The sequence below is a fragment of the Klebsiella sp. K5-204 genome (genome assembly GCF_030128585.1).
GTDB classification, from domain to species: domain Bacteria; phylum Pseudomonadota; class Gammaproteobacteria; order Enterobacterales; family Enterobacteriaceae; genus Klebsiella; species Klebsiella quasipneumoniae.
In genome coordinates this window covers 61,883-80,061 of sequence record NZ_JAKUZS010000007.1, presented here as the reverse complement: position 1 = coordinate 80,061, position 18,179 = coordinate 61,883, and the positions used below count along the sequence as shown (strand labels likewise).

Annotated in this window: 13 protein-coding genes and 7 tRNA genes; 18 read left to right on the top strand and 2 right to left on the bottom strand. The window is 57.3% G+C overall.

Translation table 11 applies throughout. From position 1 onward, the window contains the following. Positions 1-138: 138 nt before the first annotated feature. Positions 139-2,094, bottom strand: coding sequence for a PTS N-acetyl glucosamine transporter subunit IIABC (gene nagE / locus MKR05_RS18515; RefSeq protein ID WP_048297056.1), 1,956 nt, complete (start codon positions 2,092-2,094; stop codon positions 139-141). Between the two features lie 316 nt (positions 2,095-2,410). Here nagE and nagB point away from each other — a divergent pair, with 316 nt between their 5' ends. The 12 genes from nagB to MKR05_RS18455 all read left to right on the top strand — a co-directional run bounded on the left by nagB (position 2,411) and on the right by MKR05_RS18455 (position 9,508). Next, the gene (gene nagB / locus MKR05_RS18510; protein ID WP_012542446.1) at positions 2,411-3,211 is read left to right on the top strand and encodes a glucosamine-6-phosphate deaminase; all 801 of its coding nucleotides are present in this window, start codon (positions 2,411-2,413) and stop codon (positions 3,209-3,211) included. Positions 3,212-3,325: 114 nt separating this feature from the next. Continuing rightward, entirely contained in the window at positions 3,326-4,474 is a 1,149-nt protein-coding gene (nagA, locus tag MKR05_RS18505) for an N-acetylglucosamine-6-phosphate deacetylase (protein WP_032455137.1), read from the top strand. 8 nt (positions 4,475-4,482) lie between these two features. After that, positions 4,483-5,703 carry an N-acetylglucosamine repressor gene (locus MKR05_RS18500; RefSeq protein ID WP_032455136.1) on the top strand — a complete coding sequence of 407 codons (1,221 nt, stop codon included), beginning with the start codon at positions 4,483-4,485 and terminating at the stop codon, positions 5,701-5,703. Between the two features lie 119 nt (positions 5,704-5,822). Further along, complete coding sequence (locus MKR05_RS18495) at positions 5,823-6,575, top strand: HAD-IIA family hydrolase (protein ID WP_023288846.1); 753 nt, start codon at positions 5,823-5,825, stop codon at positions 6,573-6,575. 278 nt (positions 6,576-6,853) lie between these two features. Next, positions 6,854-8,518 carry an asparagine synthase B gene (gene asnB, locus MKR05_RS18490; RefSeq protein WP_004885914.1) on the top strand — a complete coding sequence of 555 codons (1,665 nt, stop codon included), beginning with the start codon at positions 6,854-6,856 and terminating at the stop codon, positions 8,516-8,518. Between the two features lie 237 nt (positions 8,519-8,755). Further along, positions 8,756-8,832, top strand: a tRNA-Met gene (locus tag MKR05_RS18485). Between the two features lie 9 nt (positions 8,833-8,841). Then, positions 8,842-8,926 (top strand) — tRNA-Leu (locus MKR05_RS18480). 23 nt (positions 8,927-8,949) lie between these two features. Then, positions 8,950-9,024: transfer RNA gene (locus MKR05_RS18475), tRNA-Gln, on the top strand. A gap of 36 nt (positions 9,025-9,060) precedes the next feature. Further along, positions 9,061-9,135, top strand: a tRNA-Gln gene (locus tag MKR05_RS18470). Between the two features lie 23 nt (positions 9,136-9,158). Then, positions 9,159-9,235: transfer RNA gene (locus MKR05_RS18465), tRNA-Met, on the top strand. 47 nt (positions 9,236-9,282) lie between these two features. After that, a tRNA-Gln gene (locus tag MKR05_RS18460) sits at positions 9,283-9,357 on the top strand. A 76-nt stretch (positions 9,358-9,433) separates the two neighbouring features. Next, positions 9,434-9,508: transfer RNA gene (locus MKR05_RS18455), tRNA-Gln, on the top strand. 118 nt (positions 9,509-9,626) lie between these two features. Here MKR05_RS18455 and ubiF read toward each other — a convergent pair. Continuing rightward, positions 9,627-10,802 carry a 3-demethoxyubiquinol 3-hydroxylase gene (gene ubiF / locus MKR05_RS18450; RefSeq protein ID WP_049015348.1) on the bottom strand — a complete coding sequence of 392 codons (1,176 nt, stop codon included), beginning with the start codon at positions 10,800-10,802 and terminating at the stop codon, positions 9,627-9,629. Between the two features lie 179 nt (positions 10,803-10,981). Between ubiF and miaB the strand changes: the two genes are divergently transcribed. From miaB to MKR05_RS18420, 6 genes are all read left to right on the top strand, one after another. Further along, positions 10,982-12,406, top strand: a complete 1,425-nt coding sequence (gene miaB, locus MKR05_RS18445; protein ID WP_004885906.1) for a tRNA (N6-isopentenyl adenosine(37)-C2)-methylthiotransferase MiaB — start codon at positions 10,982-10,984, stop codon at positions 12,404-12,406. Between the two features lie 153 nt (positions 12,407-12,559). Next, the gene (locus MKR05_RS18440; protein WP_115674921.1) at positions 12,560-13,606 is read left to right on the top strand and encodes a PhoH family protein; all 1,047 of its coding nucleotides are present in this window, start codon (positions 12,560-12,562) and stop codon (positions 13,604-13,606) included. After that, entirely contained in the window at positions 13,603-14,076 is a 474-nt protein-coding gene (gene ybeY, locus MKR05_RS18435; RefSeq protein ID WP_238874932.1) for an rRNA maturation RNase YbeY, read from the top strand. The genes MKR05_RS18440 and ybeY overlap by 4 nt, the downstream gene beginning before the upstream one ends. Positions 14,077-14,222: 146 nt before the next feature. After that, on the top strand, positions 14,223-15,101 hold the full coding sequence (gene corC / locus MKR05_RS18430; protein ID WP_004197606.1) for a CNNM family magnesium/cobalt transport protein CorC: 879 nt from the start codon (positions 14,223-14,225) through the stop codon (positions 15,099-15,101). A gap of 128 nt (positions 15,102-15,229) precedes the next feature. Next, a complete protein-coding gene (lnt, locus tag MKR05_RS18425; protein WP_064155111.1) occupies positions 15,230-16,768 on the top strand; it encodes an apolipoprotein N-acyltransferase in 1,539 nt (512 codons plus the stop codon). A gap of 356 nt (positions 16,769-17,124) precedes the next feature. After that, a complete protein-coding gene (locus MKR05_RS18420) occupies positions 17,125-18,036 on the top strand; it encodes an amino acid ABC transporter substrate-binding protein (protein WP_023288842.1) in 912 nt (303 codons plus the stop codon). Positions 18,037-18,179: the final 143 nt, after the last annotated feature.

The window sequence follows — 18,179 nt, the reverse complement described above, 5'->3', positions numbered from 1 at the left end:
GATCTTACAAGCAGGGCGTAGTGACAACTATTAGTTACGTAAAATAGGTATCAGAAGAGGATTATGGGGCCGATTGCTGCAAAAAAAAGCGGCGAAGGTTTCCCTTCGCCGCTGAGGCATAAACTCGACTCAGGAGCCTTACTTGCCTTTAATCTCATACAGCGGCGTCTGGCCGGCAACAACCTTACCGCTCGCCAGTATCACCAGCGCGCTGTAGTCATCGCTGTTGCTGCAGACCACCGGGCTAATCATCGAGCGCGCGTTGGCGTTGAGGAAGTCCAGATCCATTTCCAGAATCGGCTCGCCCGCCTTCACGTCCGCGCCCTCTTCAACCAGTCGTTTGAAGCCCTTGCCTTCCAGCGCCACGGTGTCGATACCCATGTGGACAACGATTTCCGCACCGTTGTTGGTTTCGAGGCAGAACGCGTGGTTAGTGTTGAAAATTTTCACCACGGTACCGGCGGCCGGGGCCACCACGATGTTGCAGGTCGGTTTCACCGCGATACCGTCGCCGACGGCTTTGCTGGCGAAGGCTTCGTCCGGCACCTGTTCGAGGGCCACCACGTCACCGGTAATCGGCGAAACCAGCGACTCAACGGTCTTCGCGTTCGCTACCGCCTGCGGTTTAGCCGCGGGCGCTGCGGTGGCGACGTTGCCAGCCGGCGCGGCTGCCGCTGCCGCTACCGGGCCGCGGGTCACCACTTTTTTCATCTCATCGCCGATAGACTCTGCCTTCGCGCCGACGATAACCTGGATGGTTTGCTTATTCAGTTTCACCACCCCGGACGCGCCGAGACGTTTACAGGCGGCATCGTTGACTTTCGCCGAATCTCCCACGGTCAGGCGCAGACGGGTGATACAGGCGTCAATCGCTTTCAGGTTGTCCGTTCCGCCCACCGCGGCGATATAGCTGGTCGCCAGCTGGGTCAGGCCTTCTTCAGTGTTGCTGTTCGCTTCTTCCGTTACCACGTCAGCGGCTTTGTCTTCACGACCCGGCGTTTTCAGGTTGAACATGCGGATCACCGCGCTGAACAGCAGGAAGTAGACGAAGAAGAACACCACGCCCATCACCAGCAGCATCCAGACGTTTTTGCTGGCGGCCGGCAGGCTGTACATCAGCACGTAGTCAATAGCGCCTGCGGAGAAGGAGAAGCCCGCATGAATGCCCAGCGCCGTTGCGATGAACAGGCTGATACCGGTCAGTACCGCGTGCAGGAGGTACAGCAGCGGAGCCAGGAACATGAACAGGAATTCCAGCGGCTCGGTTACCCCGGTCAGGAACGCGGTGATGGCAACAGACAGCAGCATACCGCCCACCATCGGACGACGCGCTTTCGGAGCGGCCAGATACATCGCCAGCGCCGCGCCCGGCAGACCAAACATCATGATCGGGAAGAAGCCGGACATGAACATCCCCGCGGTGCCGTCGCCGGCGTAGAAGCGGTTGATGTCGCCGTGGAACACGGCGCCTGCGGCGTTCGTGAACTCACCAATCTGGAACCAGGCGATGGTGTTCAGCACCTGATGCAGACCGGTCGGGATCAGCAGACGGTTGATAAAGCCGAAGATACCGGAACCCAGCGCCCCTGCGGAAACGATCCACTCGCCGCCCGCATGGATAGCGTGCTGCACCGGCGGCCAGACGTAGCCGAAGAGCGCCGCGAGGATCAAACAGAAGAAGCCGGTGGCGATCGGCACGAAGCGTTTGCCGCCGAAGAAGCTCAGGAAGTCCGGCAGCTTGATGCCGGCCCAGCGATTGTACACCGCCCCTGCTACCAGACCGGTAATGATACCGGCCAGTACGCCCATGTTGATTTCCGGATTGATGGTGACCATCGCTTTGGTCATCACGAAATAACCTACTGCACCGGCCAGCGCCGCAGAGCCGGCGTTATCCTTGGACCAGCTTGACGCCACACCGATAGCAAAGATCAGCGCCAGGTTGTCGAAGATAGCCCCACCCGCTTGCGCGATGAAGGGTACATTCAACAGGTCTGGTTGCCCGAAACGCAGCAGCAATGCCGCGACCGGCAGCACTGCGATAGGGAGCTGTAACGCCCTACCCAGTCGCTGAAAGAAACCTAAAATATTCATCTTATTCCCCCTATGAGACCCCGATGAGGCTCATTTTCAAAGCCACTTTTTTATTGTGTAACAAGGTCGGTTTTATCACTTACCGGCAAAGTGTGTGAAAAATTAATTCGTATCGCAAATTAAACGGGTATTTTTTGTGATAATTATCACCAAATATCGTATTCCCCCCTCCCTTAGACTGGCTAACATCGAAAACTTATTTTATCATTCAAAAAATCAACACGGATTGACCCCGGTCGGCGCAGTTGCTGCAATACTCTCCTCAGAGTGCTGGCGCCAATCCGCCAGATTCTACTTTTAACTATAGAGGTGAAGAATGAGACTGATCCCCCTGGTAACCGCTGAGCAGGTCGGTAAATGGGCTGCCCGCCATATCGTGAACCGCATTAATGCATTCAAACCAACCGCGGACCGTCCGTTCGTGCTGGGTCTGCCGACCGGCGGCACCCCGCTCACCGCCTACAAGGCGCTGGTTGAAATGCATAAAGCAGGCCAGGTTAGCTTCAAGCACGTTGTCACCTTCAACATGGATGAATACGTTGGCCTGCCGAAAGAGCATCCGGAAAGCTATCATAGCTTCATGCACCGTAATTTCTTTGACCACGTTGATATTCCGGCAGAAAATATCAACCTGCTGAATGGTAACGCGCCGGACATCGATGCGGAATGCCGTCGCTATGAAGAAAAAATTCGTTCCTACGGTAAAATCCACCTGTTTATGGGCGGCGTGGGCAACGATGGCCACATCGCGTTCAACGAACCGGCCTCTTCTCTGGCGTCCCGCACCCGTATTAAGACCCTGACCCATGACACCCGTGTGGCGAACTCCCGCTTCTTCGACGGCGACGTGGATCTGGTGCCGAAATATGCGCTGACCGTCGGCGTGGGCACCCTGCTGGATGCAGAAGAAGTCATGATTCTGGTGCTGGGCCATCAGAAAGCGCTGGCGCTGCAGGCGGCAGTTGAAGGTAACGTCAACCACATGTGGACCATTACCTGTCTGCAGCTGCATCCGAAGGCGGTGATCGTCTGCGACGAACCGTCCACCATGGAGCTGAAAGTGAAGACGCTGAAATATTTCAACGAATTAGAAGCTGAAAATATTAAAGGTCTGTAATGTAGTCGCGTCCCGCGACTTTGCGCGGGACCATCTTTTTCTTTGTATGCATCATCAGGCCGGCGGCAAACGAACGTTCCCGGGCCTGATGAGACGTATATACCGGGGGTCGTAATGTATGCATTAACCCAGGGCCGGGTTTATACCGGTCATGAAATTCTCGATGACCATGCGGTTGTTATCGCTAATGGCCTTATCGAACGTCTTTGTCCGCTGGCAGATTTGCCGTCTGACATCGAGCAGCGCTCAGTCAACGGCGCGATCCTCGCCCCCGGTTTTATCGACGTCCAGCTCAACGGCTGCGGCGGCGTGCAGTTTAACGACAGCCCTGACGCGGTCACTGTCGAAACGCTGGAGATCATGCAGAAGGCCAACGAACGCTCAGGCTGCACCAGCTTCCTGCCGACGCTGATTACCTCCAGCGACGATCTGATGAAGCAAGGCGTCCGCGTGATGCGCGAATACCTGCAAAAGCACCCGAACCAGGCGCTGGGTCTGCATCTTGAAGGACCCTGGCTGAATATCGTTAAGAAAGGCACCCACAATCCCGACTACGTGCGTAAACCGGACGCGGCGCTGGTCGATTTCCTGTGCGACAACGCCGATGTGATCACCAAAGTGACCCTCGCCCCTGAGCGCGTCGAGCCGGAAGTGATCCGCAAACTGGTCGCCGCCGGGATCGTCGTCTCCGCGGGCCACTCCAACGCCACGCTGAAAGAGGCGAAAGTGGGCTTCCGCGCGGGCATTACCTTCGCCACCCACCTGTATAATGCAATGCCGTACATTACCGGCCGCGAACCGGGTCTGGCCGGGGCGATTTTTGACGAGCCGGATGTCTACTGCGGTATTATTGTCGACGGGATGCACGTCGATTACGCCAACGTGCGCAACGCCAAGCGCTTGAAAGGCGACAAACTGTGCCTGGTCACCGACGCCACCGCGCCGGCGGGGGCGAATATTGACCAGTTCATTTTTGCCGGGAAAACAATATACTACCGCAACGGGCTGTGCGTAGATGAAAACGGTACCCTCAGCGGATCTTCCCTGACCATGATTGAAGGGGTGCGTAATCTGGTTGAGCATTGCGGTGTGGCGCTGGACGAAGTATTGCGGATGGCGACGCTCTATCCCGCGCGCGCCATTGGTGTGGACAAGCAGCTCGGCAGCATTGCGCCGGGTATGGTCGCTAACCTGACCGCCTTTACACGCGATTATAAAATCACCAAGACCATCGTTAATGGTAACGAGGTCGTCACTGAGTAAGTAAAAGTATGACAGCAGGCGGACAAGCTCAAATTGGTAACGTTGACCTCGTAAAACAACTGAACAGCGCGGCCGTGTACCGCCTGATTGACCAGCATGGGCCTATCTCGCGCATTCAGATCGCGGAACAAAGCCAGCTTGCCCCTGCCAGCGTGACCAAAATCACGCGTCAGCTTATTGAGCGCGGCCTGATCAAAGAAGTCGATCAGCAGGCCTCCACCGGGGGGCGCCGCGCCATCTCCATCATTGCGGAGACGCGTAACTTCAACGCCATTGGCGTGCGCCTTGGCCGCTATGACGCCACCCTGACCCTCTATGATTTAAGCAGCAAGACCCTGGAGGAGGAGCATTTCCCGCTGCCCGAGCGCACCCAGGAAACGCTGGAACACGCCCTGCTGAATATCATCGCCACTTTTATCGAAAACTGTCAGCGCAAAATCCGCGAGCTGATCGCCATCTCGGTGATCCTGCCGGGGCTGGTGGATCCAGAAAGCGGCGTGATCCGCTATATGCCGCACATTGCGGTGGAAAACTGGGGCCTGGTCGGGGCGCTGGAAAAACGCTTCAACGTTACCTGCTTTGTCGGGCACGATATCCGCAGTCTGGCGCTGGCCGAGCACTATTTTGGCGCAAGCCAGGACTGCGAAGACTCCATTCTGGTGCGCGTGCACCGCGGCACCGGGGCGGGGATCATCTCCAACGGACGCATTTTTATTGGCCGTAACGGCAACGTGGGCGAAATTGGCCATATTCAGGTCGATCCGCTGGGCGAACGCTGCCACTGCGGCAACTTCGGCTGCCTGGAGACCGTCGCGGCGAACGCCGCCATCGAACATCGCGTTCGCCATCTGCTGGACCAGGGCTACCAGAGCCGCCTGACCCTCGATGACTGCACGATCAAAACCATCTGCAAAGCGGCCAACAAGGGCGATGCCCTGGCCTGCGAGGTGATCGAGTACGTAGGGCGTCACCTCGGAAAAACGATCGCCATCGCCATCAACCTGTTCAATCCGCAAAAAATCGTCGTCGCCGGCGAAATTGTGGAAGCCGAGAAAGTGCTGCTCCCGGCCATTGAGGGCTGCATTAACGCCCAGGCGCTAAAGGCGTTTCGTAAGAACCTGCCGGTGGTGCGCTCCACCCTCGATCATCGCTCAGCGATTGGCGCCTTCGCGCTGGTCAAACGCGCCATGCTCAATGGCACGCTGCTGCAGCGCTTGCTTGAGAGCTAATCGCCCCCCTTTACAGATAAGCGCGTCGCTCTGTCACTGGCGGGCATCGCCCGTCAGAGGTGTGAAACCGCATCGATGACGCGTATAGTTTCGTCTTTGTTAATGATTCTGGACCCACCATGACCATTCAAAACATAATTTGTGATATTGACGGCGTGCTGATGCACGATAACGTCGCCGTTCCCGGCGCTGCCGAGTTTATCAAGCGCATCCTCGATAAAGGCATGCCGCTGGTGATGCTGACCAACTACCCGTCGCAAACCGGCCAGGATCTGGCGAACCGTTTCGCCACCGCCGGGATTGAGGTGCCGGATAGCGCCTTTTACACCTCGGCGATGGCGACGGCCGATTTTCTGCGCCGCCAGGAAGGCAAGAAAGCCTATGTGGTGGGTGAAGGGGCGCTGATCCACGAGCTGTATAAAGCCGGCTTTACCATTACCGATGTCAACCCGGATTTTGTCATCGTCGGGGAAACCCGCTCCTTTAACTGGGAGATGATGCATAAGGCGGCCTTCTTTGTCGCCAATGGCGCCCGCTTCATTGCCACCAACCCGGACACTCACGGTCGCGGCTTCTACCCGGCCTGCGGCGCCCTGTGCGCCGGGATCGAGAAGATCTCCGGCCGTAAGCCGTTTTACGTCGGTAAACCCAGCCCGTGGATCATCCGCTCAGCGCTGAACAAAATGCAGGCCCACTCCGAACAGACGGTGATCGTCGGCGACAATCTGCGCACCGACATTCTGGCCGGCTTCCAGGCGGGGCTGGAGACCATTCTGGTGCTCTCCGGCGTCTCGACCCTCGACGACATCGACAGCATGCCGTTCCGCCCGTCGTGGATCTACCCTTCCGTCGCGGAAATCGATATTTTCTAATGCCAGCCACGTCTCAGGACGTGGTTGTTCATTTCTGACGCCTGCTAAAAGCCCCCCATCTAATAAAAACGGCTTATAATTGCGCATTCTTCAATAAAGCCGTTCAAAAGATACTCTTTTTTTACTATTCAACAATCGCAGTTGCGTTTTTTCTTTTTCCGGCCGTAAAACCCTTGCGCCGGCTTCCCCTTTACGGCATTTTCTTAAGCACGCACTCAGGCTTCGCCACGAGACGAAGCCAGCACAACATCAAACACGACAGGGTAATGGAGAAGGCTATGTGTTCTATTTTTGGCGTACTGGATATTAAAACTGACGCAGGCGAGCTGCGTAAAAAGGCGCTGGAGCTTTCCCGCCTGATGCGCCATCGCGGTCCGGACTGGTCTGGCGTGTATGCCAGCGACAAAGCGATTCTGGCGCACGAGCGCCTGTCGATTGTCGACGTCAACGCCGGCGCCCAGCCGCTGTACAACGCCGAAAAAACCCATGCGCTGGCCGTTAACGGCGAAATCTACAACCATCAGGCGCTGCGCGCGGAATATGGCGATCGCTATCAGTTCCAGACCGGCTCCGACTGCGAAGTAATCCTCGCGCTGTATCAGGAAAAAGGCCCGGCGTTCCTCGACGACCTGCAGGGGATGTTCGCCTTCGCCCTGTACGACAGCGAAAAAGACGCGTACTTAATTGGCCGCGACCATATCGGTATTATTCCGCTGTATATGGGCCATGACGAACACGGCAACTTCTACGTCGCCTCAGAAATGAAAGCCCTGGTGCCGGTGTGCCGCACCATTAAAGAGTTCCCGGCGGGCAGCTACCTGTGGAGCAAAGACGGTGAAATTCGCCAGTACTATCAGCGCGACTGGTTCGATTACGACGCGGTAAAAGACAACGTTACCGATAAGAACGAGCTGCGCCAGGCGCTGGAAGAGTCGGTGAAAAGCCACCTGATGTCCGACGTGCCCTACGGCGTGCTGCTCTCCGGCGGCCTTGATTCTTCGGTCATCTCCGCCATCACCAAGAAATTCGCCGCCCGTCGCGTCGAAGATCAGGAGCGTAGCGAAGCCTGGTGGCCGCAGCTGCACTCCTTCGCGGTCGGTCTGGAAGGCTCTCCCGACCTGAAAGCGGCGCAGGAAGTGGCTAACCACCTCGGCACCGTGCACCATGAAATTCACTTTACCGTTCAGGAAGGGCTGGATGCGATCCGCGACGTTATCTATCACATCGAAACCTACGATGTGACCACCATTCGCGCTTCGACGCCGATGTACCTGATGTCACGTAAAATTAAAGCCATGGGCATCAAAATGGTGCTTTCCGGCGAAGGCTCAGACGAAGTGTTCGGCGGCTACCTCTACTTCCATAAGGCGCCGAACGCCAAAGAACTGCACGAAGAGACGGTGCGTAAGCTGCAGGCGCTGCATATGTTTGACTGCGCTCGCGCCAACAAAGCGATGTCCGCCTGGGGCGTGGAAGCCCGCGTGCCGTTCCTCGATAAGAAGTTCCTCGACGTGGCGATGCGCATCAACCCGCAGGATAAGATGTGCGGCAACGGTAAAATGGAAAAACACGTGCTGCGCGAATGCTTTGAATCCTATCTGCCGGCCAGCGTGGCGTGGCGTCAGAAGGAGCAATTCTCTGACGGCGTCGGCTATAGCTGGATCGATACGCTGAAAGAAGTGGCCGCGAAACAGATCAGCGACCAGCAGCTGGAAACCGCAAGCTTCCGCTTCCCGTACAACACGCCGACCTCCAAAGAAGGCTATCTGTACCGCGAGATCTTCGAAGAGCTGTTCCCGCTGCCAAGCGCGGCGGAGTGTGTCCCTGGCGGTCCGTCGGTGGCCTGCTCTTCTGCCAAAGCCATTGAATGGGATGAAGCGTTCAAAACCATGAACGATCCGTCAGGCCGCGCGGTGGGCGTCCACCAGTCGGCCTATAAATAAGCCCTGACAGGCGATGAAACGCGAAACGGACCCTCCGGGGTCCGTTTTCTTTTTGCGGGATTTATGCCGCTGAAAAACGATAAATAACCAATAATTGCCGATTATTGCAGCGAGCTGTTCGCAACCTAACCAAACAGTCACATTACAACGATTTTCCTTGAAAAAGAGGTTGACGCTCGCAGGCCCAATACGCATAATGCGCCCCGCAACGCCGATAAGGTTACGCGAAAAAAAGATGGCTACGTAGCTCAGCTGGTTAGAGCACATCACTCATAATGATGGGGTCACAGGTTCGAATCCCGTCGTAGCCACCATCTTTTTTTGCGGGAGTGGCGAAATTGGTAGACGCACCAGATTTAGGTTCTGGCGCCGCAAGGTGTGCGAGTTCAAGTCTCGCCTCCCGCACCATTCACCAGTCAGCGTTGTACGGATGGGGTATCGCCAAGCGGTAAGGCACCGGTTTTTGATACCGGCATTCCCTGGTTCGAATCCAGGTACCCCAGCCATATTTCTTCGATATTTGCGGTTCACCGCGACGGTATTGGGGTATCGCCAAGCGGTAAGGCACCGGTTTTTGATACCGGCATTCCCTGGTTCGAATCCAGGTACCCCAGCCATCGAAGAAACAGTAAGACAATTTGGCTACGTAGCTCAGCTGGTTAGAGCACATCACTCATAATGATGGGGTCACAGGTTCGAATCCCGTCGTAGCCACCATATTCGGGACGTATCGATACACATCGATAAATCCGCAAACAATTTGTTGGGGTATCGCCAAGCGGTAAGGCACCGGATTCTGATTCCGGCATTCCGAGGTTCGAATCCTCGTACCCCAGCCAAATTAAAAAGTCGTTCAGCAATGAACGCACTGTTGCGCTAAAACCGGGATAGTGACGGTTAAATGCAACAGACAATTGGGGTATCGCCAAGCGGTAAGGCACCGGATTCTGATTCCGGCATTCCGAGGTTCGAATCCTCGTACCCCAGCCACTTCAATGCAAAAAAGCCCACCTCGGTGGGCTTTTTTGTTATTGGCGTTTTGCCATCCTGGCGCATCACTGACTGCCGGGCAGGCGCTTTCCACGACGCCCCTGCCCGCGACGCCGGTTTACAAGCCTAACGCATACTTCAGCGCCTGACGCTTCAGCGCCCCGGCGCGTTCGGCCGCCATCAGGCCAATATTGCGCAGCATCCGCACCGGCGCCAGGTCATTGCTGAATCCGGCGTAAAACAGATCCATCCCCGACTGCATAATAAAATTATCCGCCCGCCGCCGCCCCTGGTAGCGCTTGAGCACCAGCAGGCTGGCCCACTCTTCGCCGCGGCCGCGCGCTTGCGTCAGGACCTCCAGCAGGGCGTCGACATCACGGTAGCCAAGGTTAACCCCCTGCCCCGCCAGCGGATGAATGGTGTGCGCCGCATCGCCCACCAACGCCAGACCAGGCTGAACATACTGCAGCGCATGACGCCGGGTGAGCGGGAAGGCGCCGGCCGCCTGCGGCGTCACCCGCCCGAGACGCGCCGGGAAATGGCGGGCGATCTCCTGCTGGAGCTGGGGCATGGACATGCCCTGCAGCTGACGGATCCGCGCCGGGGCGTCATACCACACCAGCGAGGCCCAGTTGTCGAACAGCGGCAGGAAAGCGCGCGGTCCGCTGGGGGTAAACTGCTGCCAGGTGCTGTCGCCGGGATCGTCGGCGCATTGGACGCTAATGAGCATACAGGATTGCTGATATTGCCAGGCATGCACGCCGATGCCGGCCATCTCCCGCACCTGAGAGCTGGCGCCGTCGGCGCCGATAACCAGCCGGGCGTGGATCGTCTCCCCATCGCGTAAACGCAACGCCGTCTCCGCCTCGCCGCGCTGCATCGCCTCCAGTTCGCCGCCAACGCGCAGGGTAACCCCTTCGTGCGCCGTCAGCGCTTGCCACAGGCCCCACTGCAGGACCTTGTTCTCGACCATATAGCCCAGCTCCGGCAGCTTAAGCTCGGCGGCGTCAAAGGCGACGTGGGCGCTCTCCCACTCCCAGGTCTCCAGTCGACGGTAAGCGTGGACGCGCATCGCCCGCACGGCATCCCAGACGCTAAGGCTTTTCAGCAGGCCGACCGAGGCCGCGCTGATCGCCGAGATCCGCACATCCGGGGCGGATGCCGGATCGAAAGCCGGAGGCGCCGTTTTCTCAAGCACCGTCACGGTAAATCCCTGTTGCGCCAGCCCCAACGCCAGGGCGCCGCCGACCATGCCGCCGCCCACGATGGCGACATCTGTTGCGTGAATTGTCATGGCTATTATCCTTAAAGCAGAATCCGTTAAGTTTACCGGATTTTTCGCCCTCTTGCGGTGATAACGCTCGCACTGGTCAGGGGGCGACCAAAGCATTACAATACGCGCCCTGGAATGCGAAATTCACCCTGTATATATCCCCGCGTTTTGGATATCTATTACTGAGCATGAGCAAGTCAATGACAAAAAAACTCCATATTAAAACCTGGGGCTGTCAGATGAACGAGTATGATTCATCAAAGATGGCCGATCTGCTGGATGCGACACATGGGTATCAACTGACCGAAGTGGCGGAAGAAGCAGATGTGCTGTTGCTCAATACCTGCTCAATTCGTGAGAAGGCCCAGGAAAAAGTTTTCCATCAGCTTGGCCGCTGGAAGCTGCTGAAAGAGAAGAACCCGGACCTGATTATTGGCGTTGGCGGCTGCGTGGCTTCCCAGGAAGGCGACCATATTCGTCAGCGCGCGCACTATGTCGATATTATTTTCGGGCCGCAAACCCTGCACCGCCTGCCGGAGATGATTAACTCCGTGCGCGGCAACCGCAGCCCGGTGGTTGATATCAGCTTCCCGGAAATTGAAAAATTCGATCGCCTGCCAGAACCGCGCGCCGAAGGCCCGACCGCCTTTGTCTCGATTATGGAAGGCTGCAACAAATACTGCACCTACTGCGTGGTGCCCTACACCCGCGGAGAAGAAGTCAGCCGCCCGTGCGACGATATCCTGTTTGAAATCGCCCAACTGGCGGCGCAGGGCGTGCGTGAAGTCAACCTGCTGGGCCAGAACGTGAACGCCTGGCGCGGCGAGAACTACGACGGCACTACCGGCAGCTTTGCCGATCTGCTGCGCCTGGTCGCCGCTATCGACGGCATCGACCGCATTCGCTTCACCACCAGCCACCCGATCGAATTTACCGACGATATCATCGATGTCTATCGCGATACGCCGGAGCTGGTGAGCTTCCTGCACCTGCCGGTGCAAAGCGGCTCCGACCGCGTGCTGAACCTGATGGGACGCACCCATACCGCGCTGGAGTATAAAGCGATTATTCGCAAGCTGCGTGAAGCGCGTCCGGATATTCAGATAAGCTCCGACTTTATCGTCGGCTTCCCCGGCGAAACTACGGAAGATTTCGAAAAGACCATGAAGCTTATCGCCGACGTCAATTTCGATATGAGCTACAGCTTTATCTTCTCCGCCCGCCCGGGCACCCCGGCGGCCGATATGGTAGACGACGTGCCGGATGCTGATAAGAAACAGCGTCTGTATATTCTGCAGGAGCGCATCAACCAGCAGGCGATGGCCTGGAGCCGTCGCATGCTCGGCACGGTACAGCGCATCCTGGTGGAAGGCACGTCGCGCAAGAACATCATGGAGCTTTCCGGACGTACGGAGAACAACCGGGTGGTCAACTTTGAAGGCACCCCGGACCTCGTCGGCAAGTTTGTGGATGTCGAAATTGTCGATGTTTACACCAACTCGCTGCGCGGCAAAATCGTGCGCACCGAAGCGGAGATGGGTCTGCGTATCGCTGAATCACCTGAATCAGTGATTGCCCGCACCCGTAAAGAGAACGATCTTGGCGTGGGTATCTATCAGCCGTGATCCCTTCAGGCCTGTCGGTTCCGGCAGGCCTTGTAATTCCTCTCTCCGTCCCTATATCTACAGCAATGCTTGCGCCATTTTCCTGTGACGTAAATAATTTCCTGATTAGCCGGCCACGCGCCGCGTCCGGCCACCTGCGTAAAGAGGAACAGTTTGAACATAGACACTCGTGAAATTACCCTGGAGCCAGCGGATAACGCACGCCTGTTAGCCCTGTGCGGCCCGTTTGACGACAACATCAAACAGCTGGAGCGTCGGTTAGGCATTGAGATCAACCGCCGTGACAATCACTTTAAACTGACCGGACGCGCCCTTTGCGTGCACGCCGCCACCGATATTCTGCGCAGCCTGTATGTCGACACGGCGCCGATGCGCGGTCAGATTCAGGATATTGAACCAGAGCAGATCCATCTGGCGATCAAAGAGGCGCGCGTGCTGGAGCAGAGCGCCGAGAGCGTGCCGGAGTACGGAAAAGCCGTCAATATCAAGACCAAGCGCGGGGTGATCAAACCGCGTACGCCGAACCAGGCGCAGTACATCGCCAATATCCTCGATCACGACATCACCTTCGGCGTGGGTCCGGCAGGTACCGGGAAAACCTATCTGGCGGTGGCGGCGGCGGTCGATGCGCTGGAGCGCCAGGAGATCCGCCGCATTCTGCTGACCCGTCCGGCCGTCGAGGCGGGCGAAAAGCTCGGCTTCCTGCCCGGCGATCTGAGCCAGAAGGTCGACCCGTATCTGCGCCCGCTGTACGACGCGCTGTTCGAGATGCTCGGCTTTGAGAAGGTGGAAAAGCTGATTGAGCGTAACGTCATCGAAGTGGCTCCGTTGGCCTATATGCGCGGACGGACGCTGAATGACGCCTTTATCATTCTTGATGAAAGCCAGAACACCACCATCGAGCAGATGAAGATGTTCCTGACCCGCATCGGCTTTAACTCCAAGGCGGTGATCACCGGCGACATCACGCAGATTGACCTGCCGCGCAGCACCAAATCCGGTCTGCGCCACGCCATCGAAGTGCTGGCGGAAGTCGATGAGATCAGCTTCAACTTCTTCCATAGCGAAGACGTGGTCCGCCATCCGGTGGTTGCCCGCATCGTGAACGCCTATGAGGCGTGGGAAGCCGCAGACCAGAAACGTAAAGCAGAACTGGCCGCCGAGCGCAAACGCGAAGCCCAGGAACAGGAGCAAAAATGAGTCAGGTGATCCTCGATTTACAGCTGGCCTGCGAAGAGACCAGCGGCCTGCCGGACGAAGCCCTTTTTCAACGCTGGGTCGACGCCGTCATTCCGCCGTTTCAGGAGGAGTCAGAGTTAACGATTCGTCTGGTCGACGTTGCAGAAAGCCATGAGCTGAACCTGACCTATCGCGGCAAGGATAAACCGACCAACGTCCTCTCTTTCCCGTTTGAAGCGCCGCCGGGGATTGAAATGCCGCTGCTCGGCGATCTGATCATTTGCCGTCAGGTGGTGGAGCAGGAAGCCAGCGAGCAAGGGAAGCCGCTGGAGGCGCACTGGGCGCATATGGTGGTTCACGGCAGCCTGCATCTGCTGGGCTACGATCACATCGAAGATGACGAAGCGGAAGAGATGGAAGACCTCGAAACAGAGATAATGCTTGCTCTGGGCTATGAGGACCCGTACATTTCCGAGAAGATTGCTGAATAGCCCCCTGCCGGATGGCGGCGCTTGCGTCTCATCCGGCCGCTGTTCATGCATTTTACCCGCCTGAACCTCAGGCAACCCATGCCGTCCGGCGCTGAGTGTACGCGCGACGAGCGACATTAAATCAACATGAGAACCCAAACGACGCCATGAGCGACGACAATTCACACAGTAGTGACACAGTAAACAGCAAAAAGGGATTTTTCTCCCTGTTACTCAGCCAGCTCTTTCACGGGGAACCGAAAAACCGCGATGAACTGCTGGCGCTGATCCGTGATTCCGGGCAGAACGACCTTATCGATGAAGATACCCGTGACATGCTCGAAGGGGTAATGGATATCGCCGACCAGCGGGTCCGCGACATTATGATCCCCCGTTCACAAATGATTACCCTGAAACGCAATCAGACGCTGGACGAGTGCCTCGATGTCATCATCGAATCCGCCCACTCGCGCTTCCCGGTCATCAGTGAAGATAAAGATCACATCGAAGGGATTCTGATGGCCAAGGATCTGCTGCCGTTTATGCGCAGCGACGCCGAAGCTTTCAGCATGGAAAAAGTGTTACGGCCGGCGGTTGTCGTTCCGGAAAGCAAGCGGGTCGACCGCATGCTAAAAGAGTTTCGCTCACAGCGCTACCATATGGCGATCGTTATTGACGAATTCGGCGGCGTCTCCGGTCTGGTGACCATCGAGGATATCCTTGAGCTCATCGTCGGGGAAATTGAAGACGAGTACGACGAAGAAGAAGATATCGATTTCCGCCAGCTGAGCCGCCATACGTGGACGGTGCGCGCTCTGGCCTCTATCGAAGACTTCAATGACGCCTTCGATACGCACTTCAGCGATGAAGAAGTGGATACCATTGGCGGACTGGTAATGCAGGCCTTTGGCCACCTGCCGGCTCGCGGCGAATCTATCGACATTGATGGTTACCAATTCAAGGTAGCAATGGCAGATAGTCGTCGTATCATTCAGGTGCATGTTAAGCTGCCGGATGACGCTCCTCAGCCGAAGCTGGAAGAGTAAGCGGCGGCGCTGAAGGTCACGGCCAGCCGGGAGACAGACCGTGGGCGATCCCCGGTTGTCCCCTCCCCCGGCTGGCAAATAGCATAGCCTGTGGCAACAGGCGTTAATTAACGGGACGATTAGCCTAAATGGTATTTGCCTCTCTTCTTGAACGTCAGCGCGTACGTCTGCTGCTGGCGCTGCTATTCGGAGCCAGCGGAACGCTGGCTTTTTCACCTTATGACTTCTGGCCCGCGGCGATTATTTCGCTGGTCGGTCTGCAGGCGTTAACCCTCAACCGCCGCCCGCTGCAAAGCGCCGGCATCGGCTATTTCTGGGGGCTCGGCCTGTTCGGCACGGGTATCAACTGGGTCTATGTCAGTATCGCGCAGTTTGGCGGTATGCCGGGCCCGGTTAACGTCTTCCTCGTCATGCTGCTGGCGGCCTATCTCTCGCTCTACACCGGCCTGTTTGCCGGCCTGCTCGCCCGTCTGTGGCCCAAAACCAGCTGGCTGCGGGTGGCGATCGCCGCTCCCGTCGTCTGGCAGATCACCGAGTTCCTGCGCGGCTGGGTGCTGACCGGTTTTCCGTGGCTGCAGTTCGGCTACAGCCAGATTGACGGCCCGCTGAAAGGCCTGGCGCCGGTGATGGGCGTCGAGGCGATCAACTTCCTGCTGATGATGGTAAGCGGCCTGCTGGCCCTGGCCCTCGTACAACGCAACGGGAAGCCGCTGGTCATTGCCGCGCTGCTGTTCGCCCTGCCGTTCCCGCTGCGCTATATCCAGTGGTATCAGCTGCTGCCGGCGCGTGCGACGCAGGTCTCGCTGGTGCAAGGCGATATCCCGCAGGCCATGAAGTGGGACGAGAAGCAGCTGGTTAACACTCTGAAAACCTATCTGACGCTGACCCAGCCGCATATCGGCCACTCGCAGCTGATTATCTGGCCCGAATCGGCGATCCCGGATCTCGAGATCAACCAGCAGCAGTTCCTCAGCATGATGGACGATCTGCTGCGCGCAAAAGACAGCTCACTGATCACCGGCATCGTCGACGCGCGTCTCAATAAGCAGAACCGCTACGACACCTACAACACCATCATTACCCTCGGCAAAGATAACCCGTACCGCTACGACTCGACCAACCGCTACAACAAGAACCATCTGGTGCCGTTCGGCGAGTTTGTACCGCTGGAGTCGATTCTGCGTCCGCTGGCGCCATTCTTCGACCTGCCGATGTCCTCCTTCAGCCGCGGTCCCTACGTGCAGCCGCAGCTGATGGCGCATAACCTAAAGCTGACCGCGGCCATCTGCTACGAGATCATCCTCGGGGAACAGGTGCGGGATAACTTCCGTCCGGACACCGACTTCCTGCTGACCATCTCCAACGACGCCTGGTTCGGCAAGTCCATCGGCCCATGGCAACACTTCCAGATGGCGCGGATGCGCGCCCTGGAGCTGGCCCGCCCGCTGCTGCGCAGCACCAACAACGGCATTACCGCCGTCATCGGCCCGCGCGGCGAGATTCAGAAGATGATCCCGCAGTTTACCCGCGAGGTGTTGACCACCACCGTGACGCCCACCAGCGGCTTGACCCCTTACGCCCGCACTGGCAACTGGCCGCTGTGGGCGCTGACGGCGCTGCTCGGCTTCGGCGCGCTGCTGATGAGCCTGCGTCAGCGTCGCCGATAAATGCTCTGCCGGCGACGCCCGTCGTCGGCTTTTTTTTCTTCCCGTCATTTGCCACCCTGGCACAGTCATTGCTTTATTTAATCGGGTAGCGCCGTCCTCCGGCCCAGTGCAACCGGGTTGCACCATAAACGATCGGCGGTCGCGCTATTTTGGTGCAATGGAAGATATTTGCCTCCGATTGGTGCGGAGCGCTTCGCAAAAATAAACAATAAAACAGCAAAATCTTTACATTAAGCCAAACTAAATGCTAACAAACACATACAAATGCGGCACGTGGATGCGTGCCCCCAATAACAACACACACAATCACAATGGGTATCAATAGCGTCGGTGACGCTGCGGATAAGGAGTTGGATATGCAATTACGTAAACTGGCCACGGCAATGCTGGTAATGGGAATGACCGCTGGTCTGGCGCAGGCGGAAGATGCTGCCCCGGCGGCTGGCCAGAGCACTCTGGATAAGATCGCGAAAAATGGCGTTATCGTTGTCGGCCATCGCGAATCTTCCGTCCCTTTCTCTTACTACGATAACCAACAGAAGGTTGTGGGTTACTCTCAGGACTACTCCAACGCCATCGTCGATGCCATCAAGAAGAAGCTGAACAAACCCGATCTGCAGGTCAAACTGATCCCGGTTACCTCGCAGAATCGTATCCCGCTGCTGCAGAATGGCACCTTTGATTTCGAGTGCGGCTCAACCACCAACAACCTCGAGCGCCAGAAACAGGCGGCCTTCTCCGATACTATCTTCGTCGTCGGCACTCGTCTGCTGGTGAAGAAAGGCGGCCCGATCAAAGATTTCCCGGACCTGAAGGATAAGGCGGTCGTTGTCACCTCCGGGACCACCTCAGAGATCCTGCTGCATAAGCTGAACGATGAGAAAAAAATGAATATGCGCATCATCAGCGCCAAAGATCATGGCGACTCTTTCCGCACCCTGGAGAGCGGACGCGCGGTGGCCTTTATGATGGATGACGCTCTGCTGGCCGGCGAACGCGCCAAGGCGAAGAAACCGGATAACTGGGAAATCGTCGGCACCGCGCAGTCGAAAGAAGCCTATGGCTGCATGCTGCGTAAGGACGATCCGGCCTTCAAGGCGCTGGTCGATGAAACCGTTGCCCAGGCCCAGACCTCTGGCGAAGCGGCGAAGTGGTTCGATAAATGGTTCAAAAACCCGATTCCGCCAAAAAATCTTAACCTGAACTTCGAGCTGTCGGACGACATGAAAGCGCTGTTCAAATCACCTAATGACAAAGCACTGAACTAATTATAACAACCAGGGGCGGGATATCCTGCCCTCCCGATGATTGTCACAGCACGGACAGACTATACGGCGGCTGGTCGTTCCCCAGCCGCCGCGAATACCGAAACAAGCTGGACAACCGTCTTCGAGGGTAGCAATGGCTACCC